This window comes from Carboxylicivirga sp. (genome assembly GCF_982718395.1).
Window position 1 is genome coordinate 1 of sequence record NZ_CEXQWX010000101.1, and the last position, 22843, is coordinate 22843.

Annotated in this window: 21 protein-coding genes; 12 read left to right on the forward strand and 9 right to left on the reverse strand. The window is 38.4% G+C overall.

The window, feature by feature from the left end; all coding sequences use genetic code 11:
* The 4 genes from AC4MRQ_RS16865 to AC4MRQ_RS16880 form a co-directional block, all read left to right on the forward strand.
* A partial coding sequence (locus tag AC4MRQ_RS16865; protein WP_491198873.1) for a LamG domain-containing protein occupies positions 1 to 1342 on the forward strand: 1342 nt, incomplete at its 5' end.
* Between the two features lie 276 nt (positions 1343 to 1618).
* Positions 1619 to 3103, forward strand: coding sequence for a glycoside 3-dehydrogenase (locus tag AC4MRQ_RS16870; protein WP_491198874.1), 1485 nt, complete (start codon positions 1619 to 1621; stop codon positions 3101 to 3103).
* A gap of 46 nt (positions 3104 to 3149) precedes the next feature.
* Complete coding sequence (locus AC4MRQ_RS16875) at positions 3150 to 3932, forward strand: 3-keto-disaccharide hydrolase (protein ID WP_491198875.1); 783 nt, start codon at positions 3150 to 3152, stop codon at positions 3930 to 3932.
* Positions 3929 to 4774, forward strand: coding sequence for a sugar phosphate isomerase/epimerase family protein (locus AC4MRQ_RS16880; RefSeq protein ID WP_491198876.1), 846 nt, complete (start codon positions 3929 to 3931; stop codon positions 4772 to 4774). Before AC4MRQ_RS16875 ends, AC4MRQ_RS16880 begins: the two co-directional genes overlap by 4 nt.
* Before the next feature lie 379 nt (positions 4775 to 5153).
* Here the strand turns inward: AC4MRQ_RS16880 and AC4MRQ_RS16885 are convergent, their stop codons facing one another.
* Positions 5154 to 7535, reverse strand: a complete 2382-nt coding sequence (locus tag AC4MRQ_RS16885; protein WP_491198877.1) for a TonB-dependent receptor — start codon at positions 7533 to 7535, stop codon at positions 5154 to 5156.
* Between the two features lie 203 nt (positions 7536 to 7738).
* On the opposite strand from AC4MRQ_RS16885, the gene AC4MRQ_RS16890 reads away from it, so the two are divergent.
* Positions 7739 to 8734: a sensor histidine kinase gene (locus AC4MRQ_RS16890; protein WP_491198878.1), complete on the forward strand. Its 996-nt coding sequence runs from the start codon at positions 7739 to 7741 to the stop codon at positions 8732 to 8734.
* Positions 8735 to 9442 carry a LytR/AlgR family response regulator transcription factor gene (locus AC4MRQ_RS16895; protein ID WP_491198879.1) on the forward strand — a complete coding sequence of 236 codons (708 nt, stop codon included), beginning with the start codon at positions 8735 to 8737 and terminating at the stop codon, positions 9440 to 9442.
* 176 nt (positions 9443 to 9618) lie between these two features.
* On the opposite strand, the gene AC4MRQ_RS16900 is transcribed toward AC4MRQ_RS16895, so the two are convergent.
* Both AC4MRQ_RS16900 and AC4MRQ_RS16905 read right to left on the reverse strand, forming a co-directional pair.
* Complete coding sequence (locus AC4MRQ_RS16900) at positions 9619 to 11166, reverse strand: WG repeat-containing protein (protein ID WP_491198880.1); 1548 nt, start codon at positions 11164 to 11166, stop codon at positions 9619 to 9621.
* 12 nt (positions 11167 to 11178) lie between these two features.
* Entirely contained in the window at positions 11179 to 12084 is a 906-nt protein-coding gene (locus AC4MRQ_RS16905; RefSeq protein WP_491198881.1) for an outer membrane beta-barrel protein, read from the reverse strand.
* A gap of 134 nt (positions 12085 to 12218) precedes the next feature.
* On the opposite strand from AC4MRQ_RS16905, the gene AC4MRQ_RS16910 reads away from it, so the two are divergent.
* From AC4MRQ_RS16910 to AC4MRQ_RS16920, 3 genes are all read left to right on the forward strand, one after another.
* The gene (locus AC4MRQ_RS16910; RefSeq protein ID WP_491198882.1) at positions 12219 to 12770 is read left to right on the forward strand and encodes a flavodoxin family protein; all 552 of its coding nucleotides are present in this window, start codon (positions 12219 to 12221) and stop codon (positions 12768 to 12770) included.
* 86 nt (positions 12771 to 12856) lie between these two features.
* A complete protein-coding gene (locus AC4MRQ_RS16915) occupies positions 12857 to 13234 on the forward strand; it encodes a BlaI/MecI/CopY family transcriptional regulator (RefSeq protein WP_491198883.1) in 378 nt (125 codons plus the stop codon).
* Positions 13235 to 13295: 61 nt separating this feature from the next.
* Entirely contained in the window at positions 13296 to 14759 is a 1464-nt protein-coding gene (locus AC4MRQ_RS16920; RefSeq protein WP_491198884.1) for a TonB family protein, read from the forward strand.
* Positions 14760 to 14835: 76 nt separating this feature from the next.
* Here the strand turns inward: AC4MRQ_RS16920 and AC4MRQ_RS16925 are convergent, their stop codons facing one another.
* Complete coding sequence (locus AC4MRQ_RS16925; protein WP_491198885.1) at positions 14836 to 16818, reverse strand: thioredoxin domain-containing protein; 1983 nt, start codon at positions 16816 to 16818, stop codon at positions 14836 to 14838.
* A gap of 218 nt (positions 16819 to 17036) precedes the next feature.
* On the opposite strand from AC4MRQ_RS16925, the gene AC4MRQ_RS16930 reads away from it, so the two are divergent.
* The 3 genes from AC4MRQ_RS16930 (at position 17037) to AC4MRQ_RS16940 (ending at position 19706) form a co-directional block, all read left to right on the forward strand.
* On the forward strand, positions 17037 to 17666 hold the full coding sequence (locus tag AC4MRQ_RS16930) for a hypothetical protein (protein WP_491198886.1): 630 nt from the start codon (positions 17037 to 17039) through the stop codon (positions 17664 to 17666).
* Complete coding sequence (locus AC4MRQ_RS16935; protein WP_491198887.1) at positions 17663 to 19102, forward strand: DUF5723 family protein; 1440 nt, start codon at positions 17663 to 17665, stop codon at positions 19100 to 19102. Before AC4MRQ_RS16930 ends, AC4MRQ_RS16935 begins: the two co-directional genes overlap by 4 nt.
* 214 nt (positions 19103 to 19316) lie before the next feature.
* Positions 19317 to 19706, forward strand: a complete 390-nt coding sequence (locus tag AC4MRQ_RS16940; protein ID WP_491198888.1) for an HU family DNA-binding protein — start codon at positions 19317 to 19319, stop codon at positions 19704 to 19706.
* 215 nt (positions 19707 to 19921) lie between these two features.
* Here AC4MRQ_RS16940 and AC4MRQ_RS16945 read toward each other — a convergent pair whose 3' ends face one another.
* From AC4MRQ_RS16945 to AC4MRQ_RS16965, 5 genes are all read right to left on the reverse strand, one after another.
* Positions 19922 to 20797, reverse strand: coding sequence for a hypothetical protein (locus tag AC4MRQ_RS16945; protein WP_491198889.1), 876 nt, complete (start codon positions 20795 to 20797; stop codon positions 19922 to 19924).
* Positions 20798 to 20873: 76 nt separating this feature from the next.
* The gene (locus AC4MRQ_RS16950) at positions 20874 to 21317 is read right to left on the reverse strand and encodes a septal ring lytic transglycosylase RlpA family protein (RefSeq protein ID WP_491198890.1); all 444 of its coding nucleotides are present in this window, start codon (positions 21315 to 21317) and stop codon (positions 20874 to 20876) included.
* Positions 21317 to 21898 (reverse strand): DUF502 domain-containing protein, encoded by a 582-nt coding sequence (locus AC4MRQ_RS16955; protein WP_491198891.1) that lies wholly within the window; start codon positions 21896 to 21898, stop codon positions 21317 to 21319. Before AC4MRQ_RS16955 ends, AC4MRQ_RS16950 begins: the two co-directional genes overlap by 1 nt.
* 46 nt (positions 21899 to 21944) lie before the next feature.
* On the reverse strand, positions 21945 to 22298 hold the full coding sequence (locus tag AC4MRQ_RS16960) for a four helix bundle protein (protein ID WP_491198892.1): 354 nt from the start codon (positions 22296 to 22298) through the stop codon (positions 21945 to 21947).
* Positions 22299 to 22329: 31 nt separating this feature from the next.
* Positions 22330 to 22686 carry an MmcQ/YjbR family DNA-binding protein gene (locus AC4MRQ_RS16965; protein WP_491198893.1) on the reverse strand — a complete coding sequence of 119 codons (357 nt, stop codon included), beginning with the start codon at positions 22684 to 22686 and terminating at the stop codon, positions 22330 to 22332.
* Positions 22687 to 22843: the final 157 nt, after the last annotated feature.

A 22843-nucleotide genomic window follows, 5' to 3' on the forward strand; every position in this document is an offset into this window, starting at 1 on the left:
TGTTTTGGGTATTTCCAACAATGATTTTACAGTAAGTGCCTGGATTAATCTGGCCAGGATAAATGCTACAGATAAGCGAGATTTTACAATTCTAGGAACAGCTAAGAACCATTATCGTGGTGGACTTCATCTGCAGGTGCGAAAGGATAAACCATATTTTGGTTTCTTTTCAAATGATTTGCAGGGAGTAAGTGCTTTTGATGTTAATCGTTGGTATCATGTTGTATGGCGTTACACAAAATATAATCAGGAGCAAGCTATATATATTAACGGAGTGATTGATTGTGCTTCATTGAATCATCCTCCTTTTGTAAGTGATGGTCATATTTTTATAGGGAAGTCGTTGAAAGAAAAAAATGAATTTGAAGGGAAAATAGACGACCTAATTATTTGGAATAGAGCGTTGGGCGATGAAGAAATATGGAATTTGTATCAGGATAGATATTACCAGGAGGAAAATAGCTTCAAGTTATTGTTCATGCGTTATAAACATTGGCTTATCGGCTTAATTGTGTTGGTGGTAGTGATTGTTATTTTATTAATGAGAAAACGGGTTATTATAAACAGGCAAATAACAGATAAGCCTGAAATGCCTGTCATCGATATGAATACATCAGTGCCTACAAAAAATATGATTTCACTATTTGGTGACTTTCAGGTTTTGGATAAAAATGGCGAAGACATTACAGAGAGGTTTACTCCACGCATCAAACAGATCTTTATTTATCTGATCATCCAAAGCAAAGTAAAGTCTCAAGGAGTTACATCCGAAGACTTTCTGAATACGATCTGGCCATTGTTTGATCGGAAAAAAGCGATTAATAATCGTGGTGTAACAGTGAGTAAATTAAGAGTTGTATTGGAATCAATGGATTCCGTTAAAATATCTAATGCACACGATCGTTGGAAAGTAGAAATTTCGGATAATATCTATTGCGACTATTACGAGGCACTTGAATTATCGGAGAGTGATTTATTTAGTCATCGTGAACAACTCAATGCTTTTTTGAGTGTTATACAGCGGGGTGCTTTTTTACAGGATAGTACTGACGCTTGTTTTGATAATGTGAAAGGTATTTTCTCCAATCGAATTATAGATATTTTAACAAGGTTACTCTCTGATTTTGAAGTTAGTCGCAATCCTGAAATCGTTATCCGGATTGCAGATCGAATCTTACTTGCTGATGACTTAAACCAGGAAGCCTTCCAATATAAATTAAAAGCTTTAGTAGCAATGCATCAAATGAATCAGGCACGTTTTGTTTTTAAAAGCTTTTCAGAGAATTACAGGTATATCTACAACGAAGAATTAAGCTTGGATTTCGAGGAGTTGATTCGTTAGAATTGAATAAAAGTACATTCAACTAATGGTTGCTTTAGCAGTTGTTTGTGTTTTGAAATAAAACAACTAATTGTCATATTATCAAATGGTTGTTTAGAGAATTAATTCCAAATTAATTCCCTTTTAACAAGCCCCAAAGTCACAATTAATGATTTGATAAGGATGTGAATCTAATATTGTTTTCATAAGCGATGGGTAAGAATTATTGCAGTTATGTAAATAGCTTCATCATCGTGAGAAAACATTGAAATATTCAAATAAACTTCTAATTAAATCATGAGTGAAAATCAGAAAAGTCAAGGACTAAGCAGGCGTCGTTTCCTGACTAATTCAGCACTTGCTGCAGCAGGACTAACGATATTGCCTTCTAATGTAATCGGTGGATTAGGGCACAAAGCGCCCAGTGACAAATTAAACATTGCAGGAGTAGGAATAGGAGGTCGTGGTTTTGGTGTGCTGAAGGCCATGGAAAGTGAAAATATTGTAGCGCTATGTGATGTGGACTGGAAGTACGCCAAGAATTGTTTCGATCATTTCCCTAAAGCAAAAAAGTACTGGGATTGGCGTAAGATGTTTGATGAGATGGGAGATTCTATTGATGCAGTTATGATTGCAACAGCCGATCATACGCACGCCATCATCGCAGCCCATGCCATAACATTAGGGAAGCATGTTTATGTTGAGAAACCATTAACACATACGGTTTATGAATCACGCTTATTGACAAAGCTTGCAGCAAAATATAAAGTGGCTACTCAAATGGGTAATCAGGGAGCTTCTGGCGAAGGAGTGGCATTAAGCACAGAATGGATTCAGAATGGAGAGATAGGTGAAGTCAGAAAAGTGGAAGCATTTACCGATCGTCCGATTTGGCCGCAAGGCTTGAATCGCCCTGAAGGAGATATGAAAGCACCTGACACATTAAATTGGGATTTATTTGTAGGACCGGCAAAAATGCGCCCTTACAATGCGATTTATACTCCTTGGAATTTCCGCGGTTGGTGGGACTTTGGTACAGGTGCTTTGGGTGATATGGCTTGTCATGTGTTGCACCCTGTATTTAAAGGGTTAAATCTGGGCTATCCAACAAAAGCACAAGGTAGTTCAACCCTTCTACTGACCGATGCAGCTCCAACTGCACAGAAAGTGAAGCTGGTTTATCCCGAGCGTAAAAAAGTAGGTAAGGTAAAAATGCCTGAGGTTGAAGTGCACTGGTATGATGGAGGATTACAACCATTGAAACCCGAAGGATGGCCAGCTGGTAAGAATATGAATAATGCCGGTGGTGGTGTGTTATTCCACGGATCAAAGGATACCTTAGTTTGTGGTTGCTATGGGAAAGATCCTTGGTTATTATCAGGACGAAAGCCAAATGTTCCAAAATCTCAACCTCGCATAAAAACCAGCCATGAGATGGATTGGGTGCGTGCCTGTAAGGAGTCAGCCGCTAATCGTGTAGAAACCCTTTCACCATTTAGTGAAGCCGGACCATTCAACGAAATGGTAGTAATGGGCGTATTAGCTGTTCGTTTGCAATCGCTTAACAAAGAGTTAGAGTGGGATGGAGAAAACATGCGCTTTACAAACATCAACGATGGTGAAACCATTCGTACGGTGATTCGTGACGGTTTCAAGATTCACGATGGGCATCCAACCTTTAACAAAGACTGGACAGATCCAGTCAATGCGAATGCATTTGCTGCTGAACTGATTAAGCACACTTATCGCAATGGATGGAGCTTACCACCAATGCCGAGGTAATACCTGGTATAGACAATTTTAAATGATGTAATTAAAAATATAAAGAATGAAAAAGATATTATTGATACTGAGCGTTTTTGTCGCTTTGGGAACAACTGCTTTTACTGGAAAGGAAATGGCTGGTAAAAAAGCTAAAAAGGATAAAAGTGTACATAACAAGCTGACTAAAAAAGAAAAGAAAGAAGGTTGGCAACTGCTATTCGATGGGAAAACACCAGGTGAGTGGCGTAATTATGGAAAAGAAACATTCCCTGATGGATGGGAAATAACTGAAGATGGCACCATTCATTGTCCCGGATCCGGACGTGGAGAAGCTGGCGGAAAAAATCGTGGAGATATCATTTTTGGAGGAAAGAAGTTTTCTAATTTCCACCTTAAGTTGGAGTGGAAAATCTCTGAAGGAGGTAATTCAGGTATTTTCTATTTAGGTCAGGAAAGCGATCAGTTTGATTACATTTGGAAAACTGCCCCTGAGATGCAGATTTTGGATAACGAACGTCACCCCGATGCTAATGCAGGTAAAGATGGTAATCGTCAGGCTGGTTCGTTGTACGATTTAGTTCCTGCAAAACCACAGAATTCAAAGCCTGCGGGAAAATGGAACACTGTGGAAATTAAAGTTTATAAAGGTTCTGTTTGGCATATCCAGAATGGGAAAACAGTTGTTGAGTATCATCTGTGGACTCCGGAATGGGAAGAAATGGTGGCTAAAAGTAAGTTCCCAGGCTTAAATGCTGAATGGGCTGATGTGGCAACAGAAGGTTATATTGGACTTCAGGATCATGGCGATGATGTATGGTTCCGTAACATTAAGATCAAAGAATTATGATACGATCCTTTCAGTTAATACTACTCGTTGCTATAGTGCTTCTTAATGCTTGCTCTACGAGTTCATCCCAAAAGGAGATTGGCCTGCAATTATGGTCGCTTCGCGATGACATGAAAAAAGATGTGCCTGCAACCATTCAAAAAGTGGGAGAAATGGGCTTCTCATTTATAGAAGCAGCGGGTTATTCTAATGGCAAATTTTATGGCATGGAACCGCTGGATTTCAAAAAACTATTGAATGGTAATGGTTTAGCATTTGTGTCGTCACACACTGGTAAAGCTTTACCTGATGCCGATAAATGGGATGCCACCATGCTTTGGTGGGATGAGTGTATCGATGCGCATGCCAAGGCTGGTGTTCAATACCTTGTTCAACCATTTATGGATGCTAAAGGCTATGGTTCACTGGAAGATTTAAAGCGTTATTGCGACTACTTTAATGCTATTGGTGAGAAGTGTCGTGAAAAGGGTATTCGTTTTGGCTATCACAATCATGACCGGGAGTTCGAAGAGGTTGATGGAGTGGTTCGCTATGATTATATGTTAGGAAATACTGATCCTGAAAAGGTTTTCTTTCAGTTGGATCTATACTGGATCATGAAGGGAGAAAAAGTTGCTACTGATTATTTCAATAACTATCCGGGGCGTTTTGTGCTTTGGCATATTAAAGACGAAAAAGAGTTAGGACAAAGCGGAATAATGGATTTTGCATCTTCATTTAATGCTGCCAAACAGGCTGGAATGGAGCATTATATTATAGAGGTGGAACGATATAACTTTACACCACTTGAGAGCGTGAAAAAGAGCATCGATTTTCTTTTACAGGCTGAGTATGTGAAATAGTATTCCTGGTAGAAAGATTTTGAATTAACATATCGCTCATCGTCCGACTAATGGTCATTAAATCAATTTAGTCGGGCGACGAGTATCACAACGGAATTACCAGAGTTTTCTTTTAGATTGGTATTTGAGTTCCTAAGGGCGTCCAATCAGGATGCCCTTTGTGATTTTATAATGCGCGAATTTGAAATCTACTAATACCTTAATTCCGCAAGCAAAATTTCATAGCCCGCAGATAACGCTGATTTTCGCTGAAAGAGGAGAATAAATATCTTTGGGAATCTGCGCAATCAGCGGGAAACAGAAAAAGCTTGCGAATCTTAGCTAATAAATGACCGTAATTTAAAGGCCACATTTCAGAATATATGGCCTTAATCTAACCTTAAAACATCTTCTGACCTGAAAACTCCATGGCTTCGCCTTCGCCAAAACCATAACTGAAGCCCAGAATTACCCGTCGTCCGTCACGTTGTCGTTTGTCGTAACGATAAAAATCTGGTTGATCAGAAATAGAAGTACGAATGTTAGACCTCAAAAGATCGCTTACATTCAGATGTATAATCCCCCTGCCTTTTATTATCTTCTTTCGAATACCCAGATCGATAGTAGTCCTTGCTTCGTAGTAATTCTGCACATCTTCATAATCAGAGTTATGACGCAATCGCATTTCTACATCATAATCAGAAGGTAGCTTTAACTTGGTTGTTAAACGGCCTGAATAGGTATTGTTGCTAAAGTCAAAACTTGTTTCCTCATAATCACCTTCCCGACTGTAGTAGTTGTAATTGGCATCAACCATAAAAGAAAGCCATTTGGCTGGTGACAGTTTGCTGTTTAACTCCAGACCGGTACTATAATTGTTGCCAACATTATCTTTTGTACTAATCGTTCTGTCATCCACCAGTTTTATAACATTGGTAATAACATCAGTAGTGCGGGAGTGGAATAACGAAGTACTTAAAGAGGCGCTTTGCCAGATTTTTACACTGGTTAGCTCAAACGCATTGGTATATTCTGGTTTTAAATCTGGATTACCCGTATAAATATAATAAGCATCTCTAATAGTGAAAAACGGGTTAACATCCCACATGCTGGGGCGACTTATTCTTCGGGAGAAACCAGCCTGGATTGATAGTCCTTTGTTGAATTGATAGGTGGAATGAAAGGTTGGAAACAGATCAGTGTATCTGTTATCTTTTTTTGCATTGGAAGCATGTTGCAGTGTTGATACATCTGTTTGTTCCATCCTTAAACCTGCTTTAACACCAAACGAGCCAAATTTTTGATCGAAAGTTGAATAAAAGGCCAAAGTGTTTTGGGAGTATTCAAACTTATTAGTGTAGTTGATATCGTTGATCCATTCGTTGCTTTGCCAGTTAAATATTGCATAGTCATTAACCAATTGTTCAATAAGGTATTTTGCTCCCATTTCCAATGTTGAGTTTTCCGAAAACGGGTGTGCATAATCAGCCATAAAGTTATATTCCCTTTGAGAAAAATCTGTTGTATTTAATTGTTTTGAATTTTCATCATCACCAATAACAATTGTATTATCAAAATTTGAAGCTTTATCTTTCCCGAAATAGGAGCCGGTGGCATTCACCATAAACTTTTGGTCTTTATGCCTCTTGAACTTTTTCTCGTAATTGAATTGGAACTCCATTTTAGGATTAGTCGATTCTGTTAGCTCCTGTCGTTCAGTTTGCGATAAAATAGTGTTTTGAGAATTAATGTTTTTATATTCCAGTAAGGCATTTTCATCTTCAATTTCATAACCGTAATGCCCCGATAGTGTCATCATGTTTAGAGGGTTGATCTGATAATCGGTTCCCAATATCACATTATAGAATTGTTCATTCTTTTCGCCGTTGCCATCGGTATGGAAAGTGGGCGGATCATCAACTGTTTTATTAATGGTGTATGCCGAATAAGTCGATTCAAAACGACGATAACCAGCACCAATCTGGCTGAACAAGTTAAAATGCTCTGTTCTCCGGTTTAAACTAAGACCCAGACTGTGATTATGGGGATAGCCGGTATTGATGGTAATGGCTCCGTTGGTACCTTTACGATCTTCTTTTCTTAATATCAGATTTAAAATACCTGAGGTCCCTTCTGCATCGTACTTAGCAGACGGATTGGTAATCACCTCAACCTTTTCAATCATTTCAGCAGTGATGGTGCCCAGAGAGTTTCCTTCAGTAATTACCGAAGGCTTGCCATTGATTAAGATCAGCACATTCGAATTGCCACGAAGACTGACTGTGCCTTCAATATTGACATCAACTGATGGTACATTGTTAAGTACATCCAGGGCCGATCCGCCAGCACTTGTTATGTCCTGACCGACATTAAATACACGTTTATCGGTTTTAAACTCAACGGTTGACTTCTCCCCTGTGACGGTTACCTCATTTAGACTTTTGCTATCCATTGTTAAGGCAATTTCATCAAAATGAATGCGGTTGTTCTGAATCTTGTAATCCTTGATAATCAGTGGGTCAAATCCCACAAAGTTAATTTTCAGGTAAATCTTTCTGTCAGGACTTTCAATTTCAAAGTGACCTTCCTGATCAGTTATGGATCCGGTAATTAATTCGTCATTAGTATTGTATAACCTGATGGTTGCGAACTCAACAGGTTTATGGTTATCAGATTCTACAATTTTACCACTGATAAATATTGGGCTGTTTTGTGAAAAAACTTCTATTGGCCAATAGGCGGTGATACCTAGTATTACCAATATAAACAAGCAATTTTTCATGTATTTAACTATATTTTCTGGTTATTATGCGAAAAAATAGGATTGATTTCGAAAAGAGAAATTTATTCGGCAGGCAACTGAAGTAACAGGTTCAACTACCGATTAAGTGAAAGATGGTTATTCATCGACTTATATCAGCCGTTCATCGATTTATATTTAACTTGTGAATTATTTTTAGTCGATTTGTGTAAACAACAATATCCATGTGGAACTTAAGCAGGCTCAAAAAGGAAATAATTTATTGGGTCATTCTCTTCTTATTATTGTCTTTATTTGAAGCTTTTGAACGTCATCGTTCGCATGTTGAATGGGAAAAGATCTTTTTTATTTTGCTTTACTGTGTAGCATCAATTTTTATCAGCTACATCTTAATTCCACGTTTTCTATATAAAAGGAAGATACTAAAGTTCGGAGCTGGTATTATTGTTACCCTTTTAGTGGTTGGTTTGATGGAAGAACTGGTTCTGGAAAAATTATTCTGGGATAATGATGTGAGTAAGGAGTTTTACCTGTTTTCAGCTTTTGTTTCCATGCTGCCACCAATACTGATATTTACAGGCTTTAAGTTTGCGCTGGATGCTTTGGATAAAGAGAATAAAATTGAAAAACTAAGCCGGGTTGCTGCTGAGAATGAACTACTCTTTTTAAATTCTCAGATTAACCCTCACTTCCTGTTTAATAACCTGAATAATCTATATGCCTATGCCTTAGAGAATTCACCTTATACACCACATATTATTTTGCAGTTATCTTCCATATTACGCTATATGCTTTATGATTGCAGGCAAGCGAGTGTTGCTTTAAGCAGTGAAGTCGAAAATCTGGATAAATTCATCAGCTTGTACCGCATGCAATTGGGCAGCGATGCAGATATAAAGTTTAATGCAGAAGGGTGTAGTCATAACTTGCAGATTGCACCGCTCATATTAATTGTTTTTGTGGAAAACGCATTTAAGCATTCACAGTCCAGTCAAACAAATGCCATTAAGATTAACGTGTCCGTAAGGGTAGAGGATAATACCCTTAAATTTGTGTGTGAAAACACATTTAGTGAACAGGCCAATACGCAGAAAATTCCAAAAGGAATTGGCCTTGAAAATGTTAAAAACAAGTTACGCCTGGTTTATCCCGACTCACATCGGCTTAATATCAGGCAGGATAATAATTGGTATCGGATATTTCTTGAAATTGAATTGTAGATGATTCGTTGTATCATAATAGAAGACCAGGAACCGGCTCAACGGATATTAAAAAAGTATTTGTCGGATACAAGTGATATTGAACTGGCAGGTGTGTTTAGAGATGCCTTGAGTGCCCTTGATTTTCTGAAGCTGAATCCGGTAGATTTAATTTTTTTGGATATTCATTTACCAAAACTTTCAGGCATGGACTTTTTGTCTCTTGTATCGCCAAGACCACAAATCGTATTAACAACTGCGTTCTCCGAATATGCAATTGAGAGTTATGAATTTGAAGTGACAGACTACCTGCTAAAGCCTTTTTCTTTTGAACGTTTTGTAAAAGCCGTTTATAAGGTCAAAAAGAAATTAGACATTAATCATACCAATGAAAAGCACCTTGCTGAGCATGATAAAGCCATTTTGATAAAAGTCGGGCATGATCATGTAAAACTTGACTTTAAGGATATCACGTATATTAAGGCTGATGGTGATTACACACAGGTACACACCAAAATGCAACGCTATATGGTTTTGTATTCATTAAAATACTGGTTGGAAAAGGTGCCTCAAAAAGACTTTTGCCAGATTCATCGCTCATGTATTGTTAATGCTGAGCATATTCAGAAGGTTAAAACCAATATTGTGTACGTTGATGGTGCAGCTTTATCGATTGGTCGTGTTTACAAGAAGAACTTTATGGAACTTTTTCAAAATCGCAATCAATAATCACTACGATTAAGGTTCGCAGTTCTTTCTTTTTCTTGCAGATTCCATTCACTCAAATTGGAGAAGCTGATTTCAGCGTAAATCTGCGCTATCTGCGGGCTGTAAAAAAAGCACTATATGATACAAAAAGACTGTCCAAATACCATTGAACAGCCTTTATATAGTTAACTTCAATTTTACAGATCGAGATATATACTTAACCCCACCGAAACTGGGTATAATTCAGGTCCTTTGTTCTCTTCAAATAATGTTGAGAAATAATAGGTACCATATAAATTAATGGCTCGATAACCCATTCTGACCATTGCCCCGTATCTGAATTTCTGAACGTTGTAGCTTCCTTTCTTCTTTTGCTTATGAGGATCTTCATTATCATCGTAAATAATGCGGTTATAAGAATTGATACGCATACCACCGATGGCGCCGGCTGAGAAATAAAATGAATTACGGTGTCGGTGGGTCGGTATCTGAAACTCCATCAATAGCGGAACATTCAGGTGCGTTGTCACCAATTTATTTTTATCCAGCGGACGAGTGGCATCTTCATAGGATATATTACCATTTTCATCCTTGGTTAAGATTATAGGATTAGTAAAGTGATAATTGTTCCATTCGATACCTAAGCCAGTAACCAAGCCAATGTTTCCTCTTCTGTCGAGACCGATACTCCACTGTAGGGCATTGATTGCCCAGGAGTTCGATTTACCAGTATTTAATTCCATAAAAGAATCATCAGGTGGCAGGCTGGTGCTTCCATCATAGGTCACATAATTATTAAAACCAAATTCTATACCTGTGTAATGACCTTTGAAGCGACGTTTGCGGTAACGGTATTGATCCCGTTCTCTGCCCCCAATCTCAATATAGGTATCGTTACCTTTTTCATTAATGACAATATCACCTCCCAAAATTTTAATATGTGTTTTATTGCCTTTTTCATCTTCAATAAGTACTTCTTTTTCTTTTTTTCCTTTTGTTATCACTTTGGTCGAAGAAGGTTGATTAAAGTTGTTTTCAGGTACAGGTAAATCCAATGGAGTTCCCGTTTCATCAATCCAAACCATTTGTCCGTCGAGCAAAGCTTTTGCTTTTCCATCTTCAAAAGTCCAGATATGGGTATACATCGGAGGAATGATCTCATTACCTGCCTCATCGATATAACCTATTTTACCATCTTTTAAAATACGCGCTTTCCCGTTTTCGTAAGACCATATCTGTTGGTATTCGCAAGGGATTACCTCATGGCCTGAACGATCAATATATCCGATTTTACCATTTTTGAGTACTCGTGCCCTTCCATTATCAAAAGCCCATATTTGTTGATAATCGCATGGCACCACCTGTTCACCTTGCTGGTTAAAATAGCCCAGTTTACCATGTTTCAGAACCTTCGCCAGCCCATCGTTAAAGGGCCATATCTGGTCATATTCTGCCGGAATAACTATTTGCCCGCTGATGTGGAATACACCCGCTTTCCCCGATTTAAGCACGCGAAAATAGCCTTCATCATCCAGATTCCAGACCTGATTATATTCGCAAGGAACAATGATCTGACCGTCCGCTTTGATAATGCCAACTCGCCCGTCTTTCATCACCCGGTAAACACCCGGTTCAATTTCCCAATGACGTTCATACAATGAGGCAATCTCAGGCTCTATGGTTTGAGCCACAGAAATCAGGCTGACGAAGGAAGCAAATAGTATTACAGCAAATTGCTTTAACATGGTGGTGATTTTTTAAAATTGAATAAGTGACAATCCTATGGTAAATGGATATAACTCAGGCCCACGGTTTTCGGTATAGAACGTTGAGAAGTTATAAGTGGCATATAAATTAATGAAACGATAACCAATGCGTACCATTGCTCCATATTGGAAAGCTGTTAAGTTAATATCATCTTTTCCTTTGTCCTTGTTCCGATTGCCATCCTCTTTATAAACCATTTTGGTATGACCTCCGATCTTAAACCCGCAATAAGGTCCGGCCGAAATATAAAAACGATGGAACGGTTCCGATGCAGGAACCTGCCATTCAAATAGCAAAGGTATATTAATAAAGGAAGTGGTTATTTTATTTTTCTCAACGTTTCGATCAGTTTCGACACCTATTGTTTTACCGGTTTCTTCATCCCTGCGAAAGTGATAGGGTAGATCGGTGCGATAATTATAAAAGGTCCAGCCGGCACCCAACACCATACCAAAATTATTTTTGTGACGCTGCAAACCTATATTGTATTGCAAAAAGTTGATACTAAAGGTTACCGATTTGGATGCATTTAAGTCCATAAACAAAGCATCAGCAGGCAGGTCAGTTGAGAAGTCTGATGTCATATAGCCATTAAAACCAATATCACATCCGGCCCAGTGTCCTTTAAACTTCTCGCGTGGAACACGTACCATACGGATGCGTGCCCGATTATAGTCATCTATAATTTCAAACCGGCGGGTACCCACTGTTATTTTAGTTATGGTGTCATTAAAATCATCCACCTCGATTTTTACACCGGGTGCCTTTACAATGCTTTTACCATTGGTTTCTTCAACGATAACAATGTTTTTTCTTTTTTCATCTTGTCCGTAGGTCGATACACTCATCAGGATTGCAAGTGCACAGAGCGTTATTATTTGTAGTTCTTTCTTCATAGCTAAGTATTAAATTTTATAATCAAAAGTAGGACGACCAGCTTTAATCATTTGTTACAGCGTTTTAATCAATTACTGTTAGAAAAAGTGCTAAAACATTAGTATCTTGTTTTTTACAATTAAAATTAAACCCTATGCACGTATCTATATTTATTGGGAGTCCGAGAGTAAATGGCAATACAGCCACCATGGCCGACGCTTTATCAAAAGGTTTGAAAGAGAAAGGTGCCGATTGCCGGAGTTATTATCTATACCAACATAAAATAAAGCCATGCTTTGATTGTCGCATGTGCAAAACTGAGCCTATGGAATGTACGCAAAAGGATGGTATGACCATTTTATATGAGAACATGGAGTGGGCAGATGTCATCATTTTCGGTACACCTATTTATTGGTTTGGTCCTTCTGCGCAGACAAAATTACTGATCGATCGTTTTCGTCCTTATTTTGTCAATAAGAAGCTTCATGGCAAAAGAGCGGCATTACTTCTACCAGCCGGTTCCGGTGAAGGAGATTGTGATATAACAATAGAGCAATTCAAACGTGTGTTTAAAGCTCTGGGTATGGATTTTATTGATGCTATTGCAATAAAGGCCTACGATGAGGACGATGCTGACCAGGAGTTAAAAAAGCACGACATTATTCAGGATTTAGTGGAAAAGATTATGCAAGAGGAAGTAGCTTAATTAATTACTCAACTAAAAAATTAGTGGTAAAGTTTTGTGACTTAAATATTAATTGTATATTTGAACTAACAATTTAGTTGAATAGAATGAAAGAATTGACCAAAGCAGAAGAACAAGTGATGCAAAAACTTTGGGAACTGGGCAAAACCAATGTAAAAAGCATCATTGAACTCATGCCGGAACCCAAACCGGCATATAATACTGTATCAACCATTGTGCGTATTCTCGAGAACAAAGGATTTGTCGATCATGAAAAACTCGGCAAAGGATATGTGTATTTCCCTGTTGTTTCAAAGGAAACTTATAAAAAAGCCTTTATGAAGCGCTTTATGTCGAATTATTTTCAGGACTCTTTTAAAAACATGGTTTCTTTCTTTGCCAAAGAGGATAAGATGGATGTCAAGGATTTAGAGGAATTAATGAATGATGTAAAGAAAGATTTAAATAAGGAAGAGAAGGAATAGTTATATAATAAAATAGTAATGTAACACCTACTATTTTACTATTAACCTAAATTACTATCGTATGGATCTAATCGTCAACTATTTATTTGAATCGGCTTTAATATTAGGCTTATTAACTGCTTTTTACCGGTTGGTATTGCACTTTGAACCAACATTTAAGTTCAATCGCTTTTACCTGCTGATATCATTACTGGTAGCAACGGTAACACCTTTACTGACTTTTTCGGTTTACCGGACAGTTACACCTGAGGGTGATATTTATGTGGGTAACCTGATAGAAACCATTACTGTTTATGCCCAAAACACAAAAGCTGTTATTGTACCTGTTGTGGCACAATCGTCTGCTTTTAAATGGTTGTATATAATAGGTTGTGCAGGTTTGTTAGTTCGATTGCTTGCTGGTTTTATCCGATTGGGCGGACTGGCTGGTAAAGTAAAATTGGTTAGTTATAATGGGTATAAAGTGGCTGACCTGCCCGGTCAGTTCAACCCATTTTCATTCTTTAATGTGGTGTTTGTTAATCGGTCGCGCTACTCCGAGAAGGAGCTGGAGCAGATTATGATTCACGAACTCACACATGTTCGGCTAAAGCATAGTTGGGATGTGCTTTTGCTCGAAATTCTGCTGATTGTTCAATGGTTCAATCCTTTTGCTTGGTTCTTACGCTCTATGCTTAAAGAACTGCACGAGTTTCAGGCTGATAAGCAAGTGCTCGAAAAAGGATATTCAGCTAAAAGTTACAAAGAGTTGTTGTTGTTTCAGGCTACGGGTGCCCGCCTGTTGCCGGTTAATAACTTCAACCAGTCACTTACTAAAAAACGATTTACCATGATGAAGAAAGATAATATTCAAAAGTTATTTAGTCTAAAGTCAGTGTTTGCCATTGTTACCATTTCAATGGTAGCAATTCTGTTTGCCTGTGAGTTACGCGACGAGGATCCGATTATGTCTGAAGAAGAGAGAGAAATTAAAGAAGCGATTGAAAACACGAATGCCCAGTTAAAAGCATCTGGCCCGGTTTTCTTTGTTGTTGAGGATATGCCAGAATATCCCGGTGGCGAGGATTCACTTCGAATGTATATAGCCTCCTCGGTGAAATACCCGAAAGAGGCTCAGGAAGCTGGTGCCAGTGGACGTGTTTACGTAAGTTTTGTCGTTGCTGATGATGGTTATGTACGAGATGCTAAAATAGCCAGGGGTAGTGGATTTACTGTCTTGGATGATGAAGCCTTGCGTGTAGTATCTGAGATGCCGCAGTGGGAGCCAGGCATGCAAAGGGGTAAAAAGGTTAATGTGAGTTATACTGTACCAATTAACTTCCAACTAAATGATGATGAAACAACTTCCGATGAAATTGTAGTTAAGAAAGAAAAAGTTGATTTCAAAGACATGACTGAAGAGCAAAAGAATCAGATCATTGAGCAGTACCGTCAAAATGGCTGGGAAGTGAGCTTTAACGAAAATGGCTCGCTTGATATGAAAAAGATTACTACTGGAAGTGGGAGTGCTACTCCGATTGATTAATCTAAGTTTTACTTAATAAGCTCTATAAGGATCGAATCTTTATAACCTATAGTCAATAAAGATTCGATCCTTATCCTTAATTCAATAAATTGGGGCTTTCCACCGGTAACTCACACGTTTTATTCCTGCACTGATAGATCAGAGTTTTTCCTTCAATAAATCGATTCTGCAATATTTCAAGGCTTGAACCTCCTTTAATGGAACCTGCGTAAATTACACCGGGACGCAACTGTTGTTGCAACTCCTTTCGATAATTTTCTGCCTGCATGCCTGCCACAACCAGTTCTTTCCGATCTGTTTGCAAATAGGTTAATAAAGCCCATTGGGCATAATAGCTTGGGTGCTCCCCGGCTATTTTATACATTTTTGAAATCAAGGTATTGGCAATGTTTTCATATTCAGGAATGTGATAAAGCTGATGTAAACGAATCAGGTTATTAGCCATTGCGCCAACCGACGAAGGAATCACGTTATCCTGCACATCAGTCTTACGAGCAACCAGCTGTTCGCCGCTTTTTCGAGTGTAATAGAACACCTGAGCCGTTGAATTGTAAAACTCTTTAATAGTATAGGAAGTCAGTTCTTTGGCTTCCTTAAGATAGGCTTCATCAAAAGTCACTTCATATAAAGAGGTTAAAGCATCGATCATAAAAGCATAATCATCGAGAAATGCATCAATTTTGCTGATGCCCTTCTTGGTAGTCCTGTACAAACTACTATCAGTTTGTTTGACCTGCCCAAGTAAATACTGCATAGCCGTTTCCGCTGATTGCAGGTATGCTTTGTCTCCAAAAGCCTGGTAAGCATCACACAGCCCTTTTATCATCAAAGCATTCCATGATGTTAAAGCTTTGTCGTCCAGTCCGGGACGAATGCGCTTACTTCTATATGAATGCAACTTGCGTAAGGCATCTTCAATTTGTTGATTAAACGATTCCGGGTTTAAATTATTCAGATGCGCATACGCTTCTCGGGTTATGCCGCCGTGTAATATATTTTTATCCAACTCCCAGTTACCTTTTTCTTTAATGTTGAAGTATTGGAAGAAATGCTCATCATCACCCAATATTTCTTTTAATTCCTGTGTGCTCCATACGTAAAACAGTCCTTCTTCGCCTTCGCTGTCAGCATCCAGCGCTGAGTAGAATATCCCGTCAGGTGAACTTAGTTCACGTTTAACAAACTCAATGGTTTCATCAACAATGCGTTGATACATCTTATTCCCACTGGTTTTATAAGCATTGCTATATAATGAAATGAGTTGGGCATTGTCATATAACATTTTCTCAAAGTGTGGAGCAAACCATCGCTCATCAACCGAATAGCGTGCAAAACCGCCTCCCGCCTGATCATATATACCACCAGATGCCATGCGATCCAAAGTGAGATATACGAAGGAAAGTAAATGTTCATCATTCTTTAAATATCCTACCTGGTGAATCAGGTTAAGTGCAACCGGCATGGGGAATTTTGGAGCCTTACCAAATCCGCCCAACTTAGTGTCTAATTGTTTCGGACTGTTGAGTAAAGCCTGATAAATATCTGGCGCTTTCGTGCCATCTGCCAAGGGCATATCTAATTGTTGAATGCCCTGTGTTAAAGCCTCAGCCTGTGACAAAAGCTTTTCCTTTCCGGTTTTATTTAATTCGGCCAATTGCTGTAAAACCTGCATCCATTGTTCCTTGGGAAAATACGTACCTCCCCAAACAGGTCTCCCGTCAGGTAAGGCGAAACAATTCAGTGGCCAGCCACCTTGGCCGGTCAGCATCTGAACAGCTTCGATATATATTTTATCCACATCAGGACGCTCTTCCCGATCCACTTTTACACAGATAAAATGCTCATTCATCAACCTGGCGACCTCTTCGTCTTCAAAAGATTCGTGTTCCATTACATGGCACCAATGACAAGCTGAGTAACCAATGCTAATGAGTAACAGCTTGTTTTCTTTCGTTGCTTTTTGTAAAGCTTCATCACCCCATGGGTACCAATTAACAGGATTGTGTGCATGCTGTAACAAATATGGACTGGTTTCGTTAATGAGGGAGTTGGTATGCATCGATGTTTTGTTTTGCGAGTGCGTGCAGGCAAAGCATGCAAACATGGTTAATAGTATTAAACTTAGTCGAACAAACGTCATACAAGCAGAACATCTATTTGAGGGCGAAGTTCAGATAATACCTGATATTTTGCTTAACTTGTATAGCATTAAACAATAAAGACAACCATTAGCAAGTTATATTTAACAAACGAAAGCCTAATTCATAAACAAACAATATGGTTCAGCGTATTTTCATAATTGTCCTTGCAAGTATAATGTTTGTGGCTTGTACTGGTTTGGAGACAGATAAAATCTCCGATGAAGTGCGATACAAACCAAATGTTTCATTGCCATTGGGTTACATGACCCTGAATTATGACAGCCCGGTTGATTTGCCAGTTGATTTGCCAGATCCTATTGAGTCGGAGCCGATAAGCTGGGTTGAGCAAGATACCGTAACTTTTGATGTTGAAGCATCATTTGTTGAAAGAGAGTATATTATCTCAATGCTTTTACAGTTTGATATAACTAATCGCTACCCGGCTGAACTGGATATTGAAATGTTTTTTGTAGATGATAATGGAACCAATATTTATCTGACAGAAACACCAATAAAAGTTGAACCAGCAGAGATAGACGGTTCAGGAACAGTAACAAGAGAAATGCACTCAAATCCATATCCTGTTCAAATTCCCCTGACAGATGAGCAGATTGACTTATTGATGCAATCACGAGATTTTGTTATTAGAGGAAGTGTTAATGATTTAGTCATTACTTCAGAAATTTTCGACAATTTTGATACGTATGATATGTTTACAGCCGTTGGAGTTCAGGCTCAAATCGATATAAGCATTAACGATAAATGAGGAAGATATATCTACTAATTATAATTGCTTTGCAGATTAGCCTGGAAACTTCCACAGCGCAACAAAACCTCACCTTGTTCCTGATGCATGATGTGCCGCAAGCTAATTTTGTCAATCCGGCAGTAAGTTATAAATGCAAATGGATCGTTGGCTTTCCGGCTTTGGCATCAGTTCATGCCAATTATAATAACAGTGCTTTCTCTTTAAATGAAGCCTTACAATATGATTCTGGTACAGATTCAACTTATTTTAATTTTGATGAGGTGATAGGAGGGTTAAACAATACTGAGATTGTTGCGTCTACCGTTCATTACACGCCTTTGTATGGTGGCTTTTGGTTGAAAGATAACTGGATTACACTATCGGTAAGTGAGAAAGTAACAACTTTTAATACAGTCCCGAAAGAAGCTGCCGAGTTGGCGTGGTATGGTAACACACCATTTGTGGGACGAACAGCTTCATTGAACGGAATAAGGTTCAATGGGTATCATTACAGGGAGTATAGCCTGGGACTGGCTCGTGATGTGTCAGAACGGTTAACATTAGGGGTACATGCCAAAATGTTATTTGGAAAAGGAAGTGCTTACACTCCTAAAACCAATGGAAGCTTACGAACCAACCCGAATAATTTTGGTTTATTGGCGGATTTAACGACTGATGTTCATACTTCATTTCCTATACAGATTGAAACAGACGAAGAAGGATATGTTGACAATATCGAATTGCAGGATGATGTTGATTGGATGGATTATATGATGAACAGGAAAAACCTGGGAGTAGCTTTCGATCTTGGATTTATATATCGCTTTGATGAGAAAACAACCTTCTCAGGTAGCATACTCAACTTGGGTATGATAGGATGGAAAACAAATCTCAATACTTTCTCGTCAGATGGAACTTTTGCCCTTCGCGGAGTTGATTTTGAAGACGACCTGAATGGAGGTGATTACAAACAAGAGTTACTCGATAGTCTAAAGCGACAGTTTTATCCTGTTCCTGATGCCAACAGTTTTACTACACGCCTTACCCCTGAAATGTACCTGGGAGCCACCCACAACTTAAATAATCATCTTAATGCAGGTGCAATATTCTATAGCCGGATTCTGCGAAATAAATTAATGCCGGCTTTTACATTATCAGCCAACACCTATGATTATAAGGTTTTAAATGCCTCCTTATCCTATACCGCGATTAATGGCGATTACTTTAATATTGGTGCCGGCTTAGGAGTGAAGATGGGAGCTTTTCACCTGCACGCGGCAGCCGACAACCTCTTTGGTTTTCTAAAGGTTGAGAATCAGCGTAATCTGAATCTCCGTTTTGGGCTGAGTATTGTACCGGGATGCGGCGAACCAAGAGAAAAGAAACAAACCAGCAAAAATGGTATTAGTGCCTTGCCATGCTACCATAGTCCTTACAGGGGAGAGAAGGAGTAATATTACTTCAGTGTTAACATGCTTTTTCCACAGCATCCACATGAATTATTCACCTGAAGAATATGAATTTTTCTTTTTACGTTTCTTGATTTTAACCGGGGATAGAGATATCTTTTACTGGGGATTAAAAAATATCTACCCCGAGTTAAAAGAACAAACTGTCAGTACCTTTTTTCATACAAGTACTGACACAAAATCATGGAGGTACTGACGTATGAGCATTAATTACAAGAAGGTTAAACAAATTATCAAGGATCAGAATGGTAATGAGAAGGAGATTTATTACGCCCGAGCCTGCCAACGTCAGCGTGTTAAGCTGGATAAGCTAGCAGAGCGTATTGCATCATATTGCACCTTATCAAGCGTAGATGTAAAAAGTGTACTGATTGCACTAACTGATACAATACCTGATTATTTACTTGATAACAAATCGGTTGAACTGGGAGATTTAGGAACCATCAGTTTACACTTTACCAGTGAATCAACAGAGAGTGAAGATGAGGTGACCTGGCGATCAATTAAGGATATGCGGGTTCAATTCAGGGCCGGCAAACGCATTAAAAAGCAATTAAAGCAGGTTAACTTTAAATTGGTGGAGGAATAGGAGTGTGGATAATTAGAATTGTACTACGGATCGGATCTTTATTTACAAGACGAAATAAAGATCCGATCCGTAGTGCATCTATCTTAGCAACTTCATTCTTTGTTCCAAGCGCAGGTGGGAGTTTTAAGGTACCGATGTATGATTTTTTTATTAAAAAATCCGCTTAGCGCATGGAAAGCGCTTAGCGGATGTGAATCCCTAAAATCCTTAATATTCTATTTCAAAAGCTTATCCATCTTAGCCGCTTCATCTTTTTGCTCCAGGCGCAGGTAGGTATTTTTAAGGTACCTGATGTATGATTTATTGGAAGCATCGATTTTACGAAGTTTGATAAATGTATCGCGGGCAATTCGATAATCAGCCGAAATCTTTTTTAGATCACGTCGCAGGTAAGCATACGTAGTGGCATTCTTGTTCTTGTTGTATTTTGCCATTTCATAATTGTAGCGATCTTCAGCTTTGTGGTAATAATATTTGGCCTTCCAGTCCAAAGCACCTTCAAAATCAGGATGCTCCTTTATCAGGTCGTTACATGTTCTGATGGCCAGCGCTGTTTTTTTATCGTTAGCCAGCGCGTTGATACTTGCCAATTGAGCTTCCTTTGATAATTTAATATTTCCCTTGTTTTCAAATACATCAACAATTGCCGAATAGTTTTCTTTTGAAGTATTGAGAAATATCAATCGTTCAGCTCTAAGTTTGCTTAACTCAGGGCTTGTAATCTTGTCAGAATATTGCTGCCAGAGATTTAGTTCATCATCAATTTGTCCTTCGCGCTGGAGCATCTGTGCATATTCGGCTATTAACTTGATGTTTTGCTCATTTTGCAGCAGTTGATTATAGAGTGTGCTCGCTTCTCCGATCCGATCTGTCTGAGTACATGCTTGAGCCAATTTTACTGTTATATCATTATCGACCTCCAGGTTGTTGGCTTTTGATAAATTGATGAATTCGCTATAAAGTGTATAAGCTTTGTCGTAATTGGCATTTTCAAAGGCAGCATCTGCTTCGCTTTGAATAGTTGGTAACTTTGCAGTTGGGTTACATGCAACTAGAATGGCAACTGAAAGTATAATAAATAGCTTTTTCATTAAGATAGTCTTTTGGTGTTTGTGCAGCGAATATACAATCAAATGCTGTGCCTGACAATAAAATGGTGTAAAGAGCTTAGTGTAAAAGGGCTTTAATTTCTTTATTCTCCAGAATTATCTCTGCAGGTAATGATGGAAGGGGCTGCAACAATGAGTCACGTGGAGCAAACTCTCTGACAATTGTAATCCTTACAGAAGTAATGCCATCATTAAGGAATCCTAATTCACTGGCGGCTCGTTGACTCAGATCAATTATTCGTCCTTTTATAAAGGGACCACGATCGTTAATAACCACAGTAAGCGATTTATTATTGGAGAGGTTGGTTACTAACACCCTGGTTCCAAATGGTAAAGTGCGATGTGCCGCACTTAGTTTTTTATTGCTGAATATTTCGCCGCTGGCTGTTTTACGGCCTTCGAACTTATCTGCATAATAAGATGCTTTGCCCGTTTGATGAAACTCCTGTGACAGGGTGATCATTGGTAAAAGGAACGATATGACTGTTAGTACGTAACGCATTACTTAACCTTTGTTACACCACCTGATACAATAAATTTCATCACATCGGCAGGATGAGCATCAATAGGTTTTACATTTTCAGCGGGTACAACATATAATTCTCCCAGAATACCATATGAACTTGGCAGGTAAACAGCAATTTTATCTTTTATACCTAGCTCACTTAAATCAGAAGCCGTGATAAAACCAAATCGTTTAAGGATACTTTCTTTATCGAGTGTAACCAACACAGGTTTTTCAAACTTGCGCTCTTTACCCACAAAAGCCGACAACAGATCTTTAACAGAGCTATAGATCACCTTAATAAGTGGGGCTTTCTTTAGTCCGCGTTCAAAACGGCCTTCGATAGGTGCTGTAATCAACTTTTGCCCGATAAAACCAATAAGGGTTATAAATAACAGGATAACAAGTAGTCCTAATCCGGGGAAGTTAAAATCAGAATATGGCTTATGCTGGAAAATCTCCAGATCACGTAATAATCCATCGAGCCAGATAAAGGCAAACACAATAACATAAATGGTAACACCTAGTGGCACTACATAGAGCAATCCCTGGAAAAAATATCTTGCTAGTTTTTTCATTCAACTAAGATTAAAGATATAAGACGCAAGATATAAGATAAAGTTGTTATTGGGTTAGTTTTTCTCTAAGTGAATGAGTCATTCGTTCAACTTCCTGAATCTTCTCTTCTAATTCAACAAATTTCTTTTGACTGACAAAACCCAAGTCAAGACATAATATTAACTGAGTTTCCAGCTCATAAGCTGAACCAATTGCTATATCAAGGAAGCGACCAAACTCTTTGTTTGTGCGTCTACCCGTTCCTTCGGTAATGTTTGATGGGATTGAAACAGATGCACGACGCATTTGACTCGTTAGACCAAATTTCTCTTCATCCGGTAAATCTTTTGTAAACATGTATACTTCTTTTACAAGAATCCGAGCTTTTTGCCAAACCTTTAACTCTCTGAAATTATGCATTTGTTAGTCTTTAATCTTTTGTCTTAGGTCTTTAGTCTATTAAGTTATTCTCTTCCCTCACTTTTTTAGACAAACTTTTAACAACCAACTCGTAAGAATGATCAATTAATTCTTTTAAAAGATCATCTTTAAGTGAGCCATCCACATATACCGTATTCCAATGTTTTTTGTTCATATGCCAGCCTGGTTGAATTGCTGGATGCTCTTCGCGCAGTTCAATGGCACGTTCAGGATCGCATTTCAGATTGATGCTAAAATCTTTATCCAGACCGGTGAGAGCAAACATTTTTCCGGCTACTTTAAATACCAATGTTACCTCATCAAATGGAAATTCTTCGGTAACGGCTGTTTTAGCGATACAATACTCTCTAAAATCTTCGATGTTCATTCTTTGTCAATTTAGTGAAAGAATAGGAAGCCCGTAAAATAATAAAAAAAGTAAACTTGGAGCTTCTTGTTATCTAATGAACAACTATTTAAATGACTATAAATTTATTAGCGGCATTCAGTATTATAGTTGTGATTGTAAATAATATGACAAGTAT

Bases quoted from the DNA above. Each gene is read 5' to 3' on its own strand.
- AC4MRQ_RS16895 (WP_491198879.1), top strand. From the start codon at position 8,735: ATGATTCGTTGTATCATAATAGAAGACCAGGAACCGGCTCAACGGATA.
- AC4MRQ_RS16930 (WP_491198886.1), top strand. From the start codon at position 17,037: ATGGTTCAGCGTATTTTCATAATTGTCCTTGCAAGTATAATGTTTGTG.
- AC4MRQ_RS16875 (WP_491198875.1), top strand. From the start codon at position 3,150: ATGAAAAAGATATTATTGATACTGAGCGTTTTTGTCGCTTTGGGAACA.
- AC4MRQ_RS16950 (WP_491198890.1), bottom strand. From the start codon at position 21,317: ATGCGTTACGTACTAACAGTCATATCGTTCCTTTTACCAATGATCACC.
- AC4MRQ_RS16885 (WP_491198877.1), bottom strand. From the start codon at position 7,535: ATGAAAAATTGCTTGTTTATATTGGTAATACTAGGTATCACCGCCTAT.
- AC4MRQ_RS16935 (WP_491198887.1), top strand. From the start codon at position 17,663: ATGAGGAAGATATATCTACTAATTATAATTGCTTTGCAGATTAGCCTG.
- AC4MRQ_RS16965 (WP_491198893.1), bottom strand. From the start codon at position 22,686: ATGAACATCGAAGATTTTAGAGAGTATTGTATCGCTAAAACAGCCGTT.
- AC4MRQ_RS16910 (WP_491198882.1), top strand. From the start codon at position 12,219: ATGCACGTATCTATATTTATTGGGAGTCCGAGAGTAAATGGCAATACA.
- AC4MRQ_RS16880 (WP_491198876.1), top strand. From the start codon at position 3,929: ATGATACGATCCTTTCAGTTAATACTACTCGTTGCTATAGTGCTTCTT.
- AC4MRQ_RS16890 (WP_491198878.1), top strand. From the start codon at position 7,739: ATGTGGAACTTAAGCAGGCTCAAAAAGGAAATAATTTATTGGGTCATT.
- AC4MRQ_RS16960 (WP_491198892.1), bottom strand. From the start codon at position 22,298: ATGCATAATTTCAGAGAGTTAAAGGTTTGGCAAAAAGCTCGGATTCTT.
- AC4MRQ_RS16900 (WP_491198880.1), bottom strand. From the start codon at position 11,166: ATGTTAAAGCAATTTGCTGTAATACTATTTGCTTCCTTCGTCAGCCTG.
- AC4MRQ_RS16955 (WP_491198891.1), bottom strand. From the start codon at position 21,898: ATGAAAAAACTAGCAAGATATTTTTTCCAGGGATTGCTCTATGTAGTG.
- AC4MRQ_RS16915 (WP_491198883.1), top strand. From the start codon at position 12,857: ATGAAAGAATTGACCAAAGCAGAAGAACAAGTGATGCAAAAACTTTGG.
- AC4MRQ_RS16905 (WP_491198881.1), bottom strand. From the start codon at position 12,084: ATGAAGAAAGAACTACAAATAATAACGCTCTGTGCACTTGCAATCCTG.
- AC4MRQ_RS16925 (WP_491198885.1), bottom strand. From the start codon at position 16,818: ATGCATACCAACTCCCTCATTAACGAAACCAGTCCATATTTGTTACAG.
- AC4MRQ_RS16920 (WP_491198884.1), top strand. From the start codon at position 13,296: ATGGATCTAATCGTCAACTATTTATTTGAATCGGCTTTAATATTAGGC.
- AC4MRQ_RS16940 (WP_491198888.1), top strand. From the start codon at position 19,317: ATGAGCATTAATTACAAGAAGGTTAAACAAATTATCAAGGATCAGAAT.
- AC4MRQ_RS16945 (WP_491198889.1), bottom strand. From the start codon at position 20,797: ATGAAAAAGCTATTTATTATACTTTCAGTTGCCATTCTAGTTGCATGT.
- AC4MRQ_RS16870 (WP_491198874.1), top strand. From the start codon at position 1,619: ATGAGTGAAAATCAGAAAAGTCAAGGACTAAGCAGGCGTCGTTTCCTG.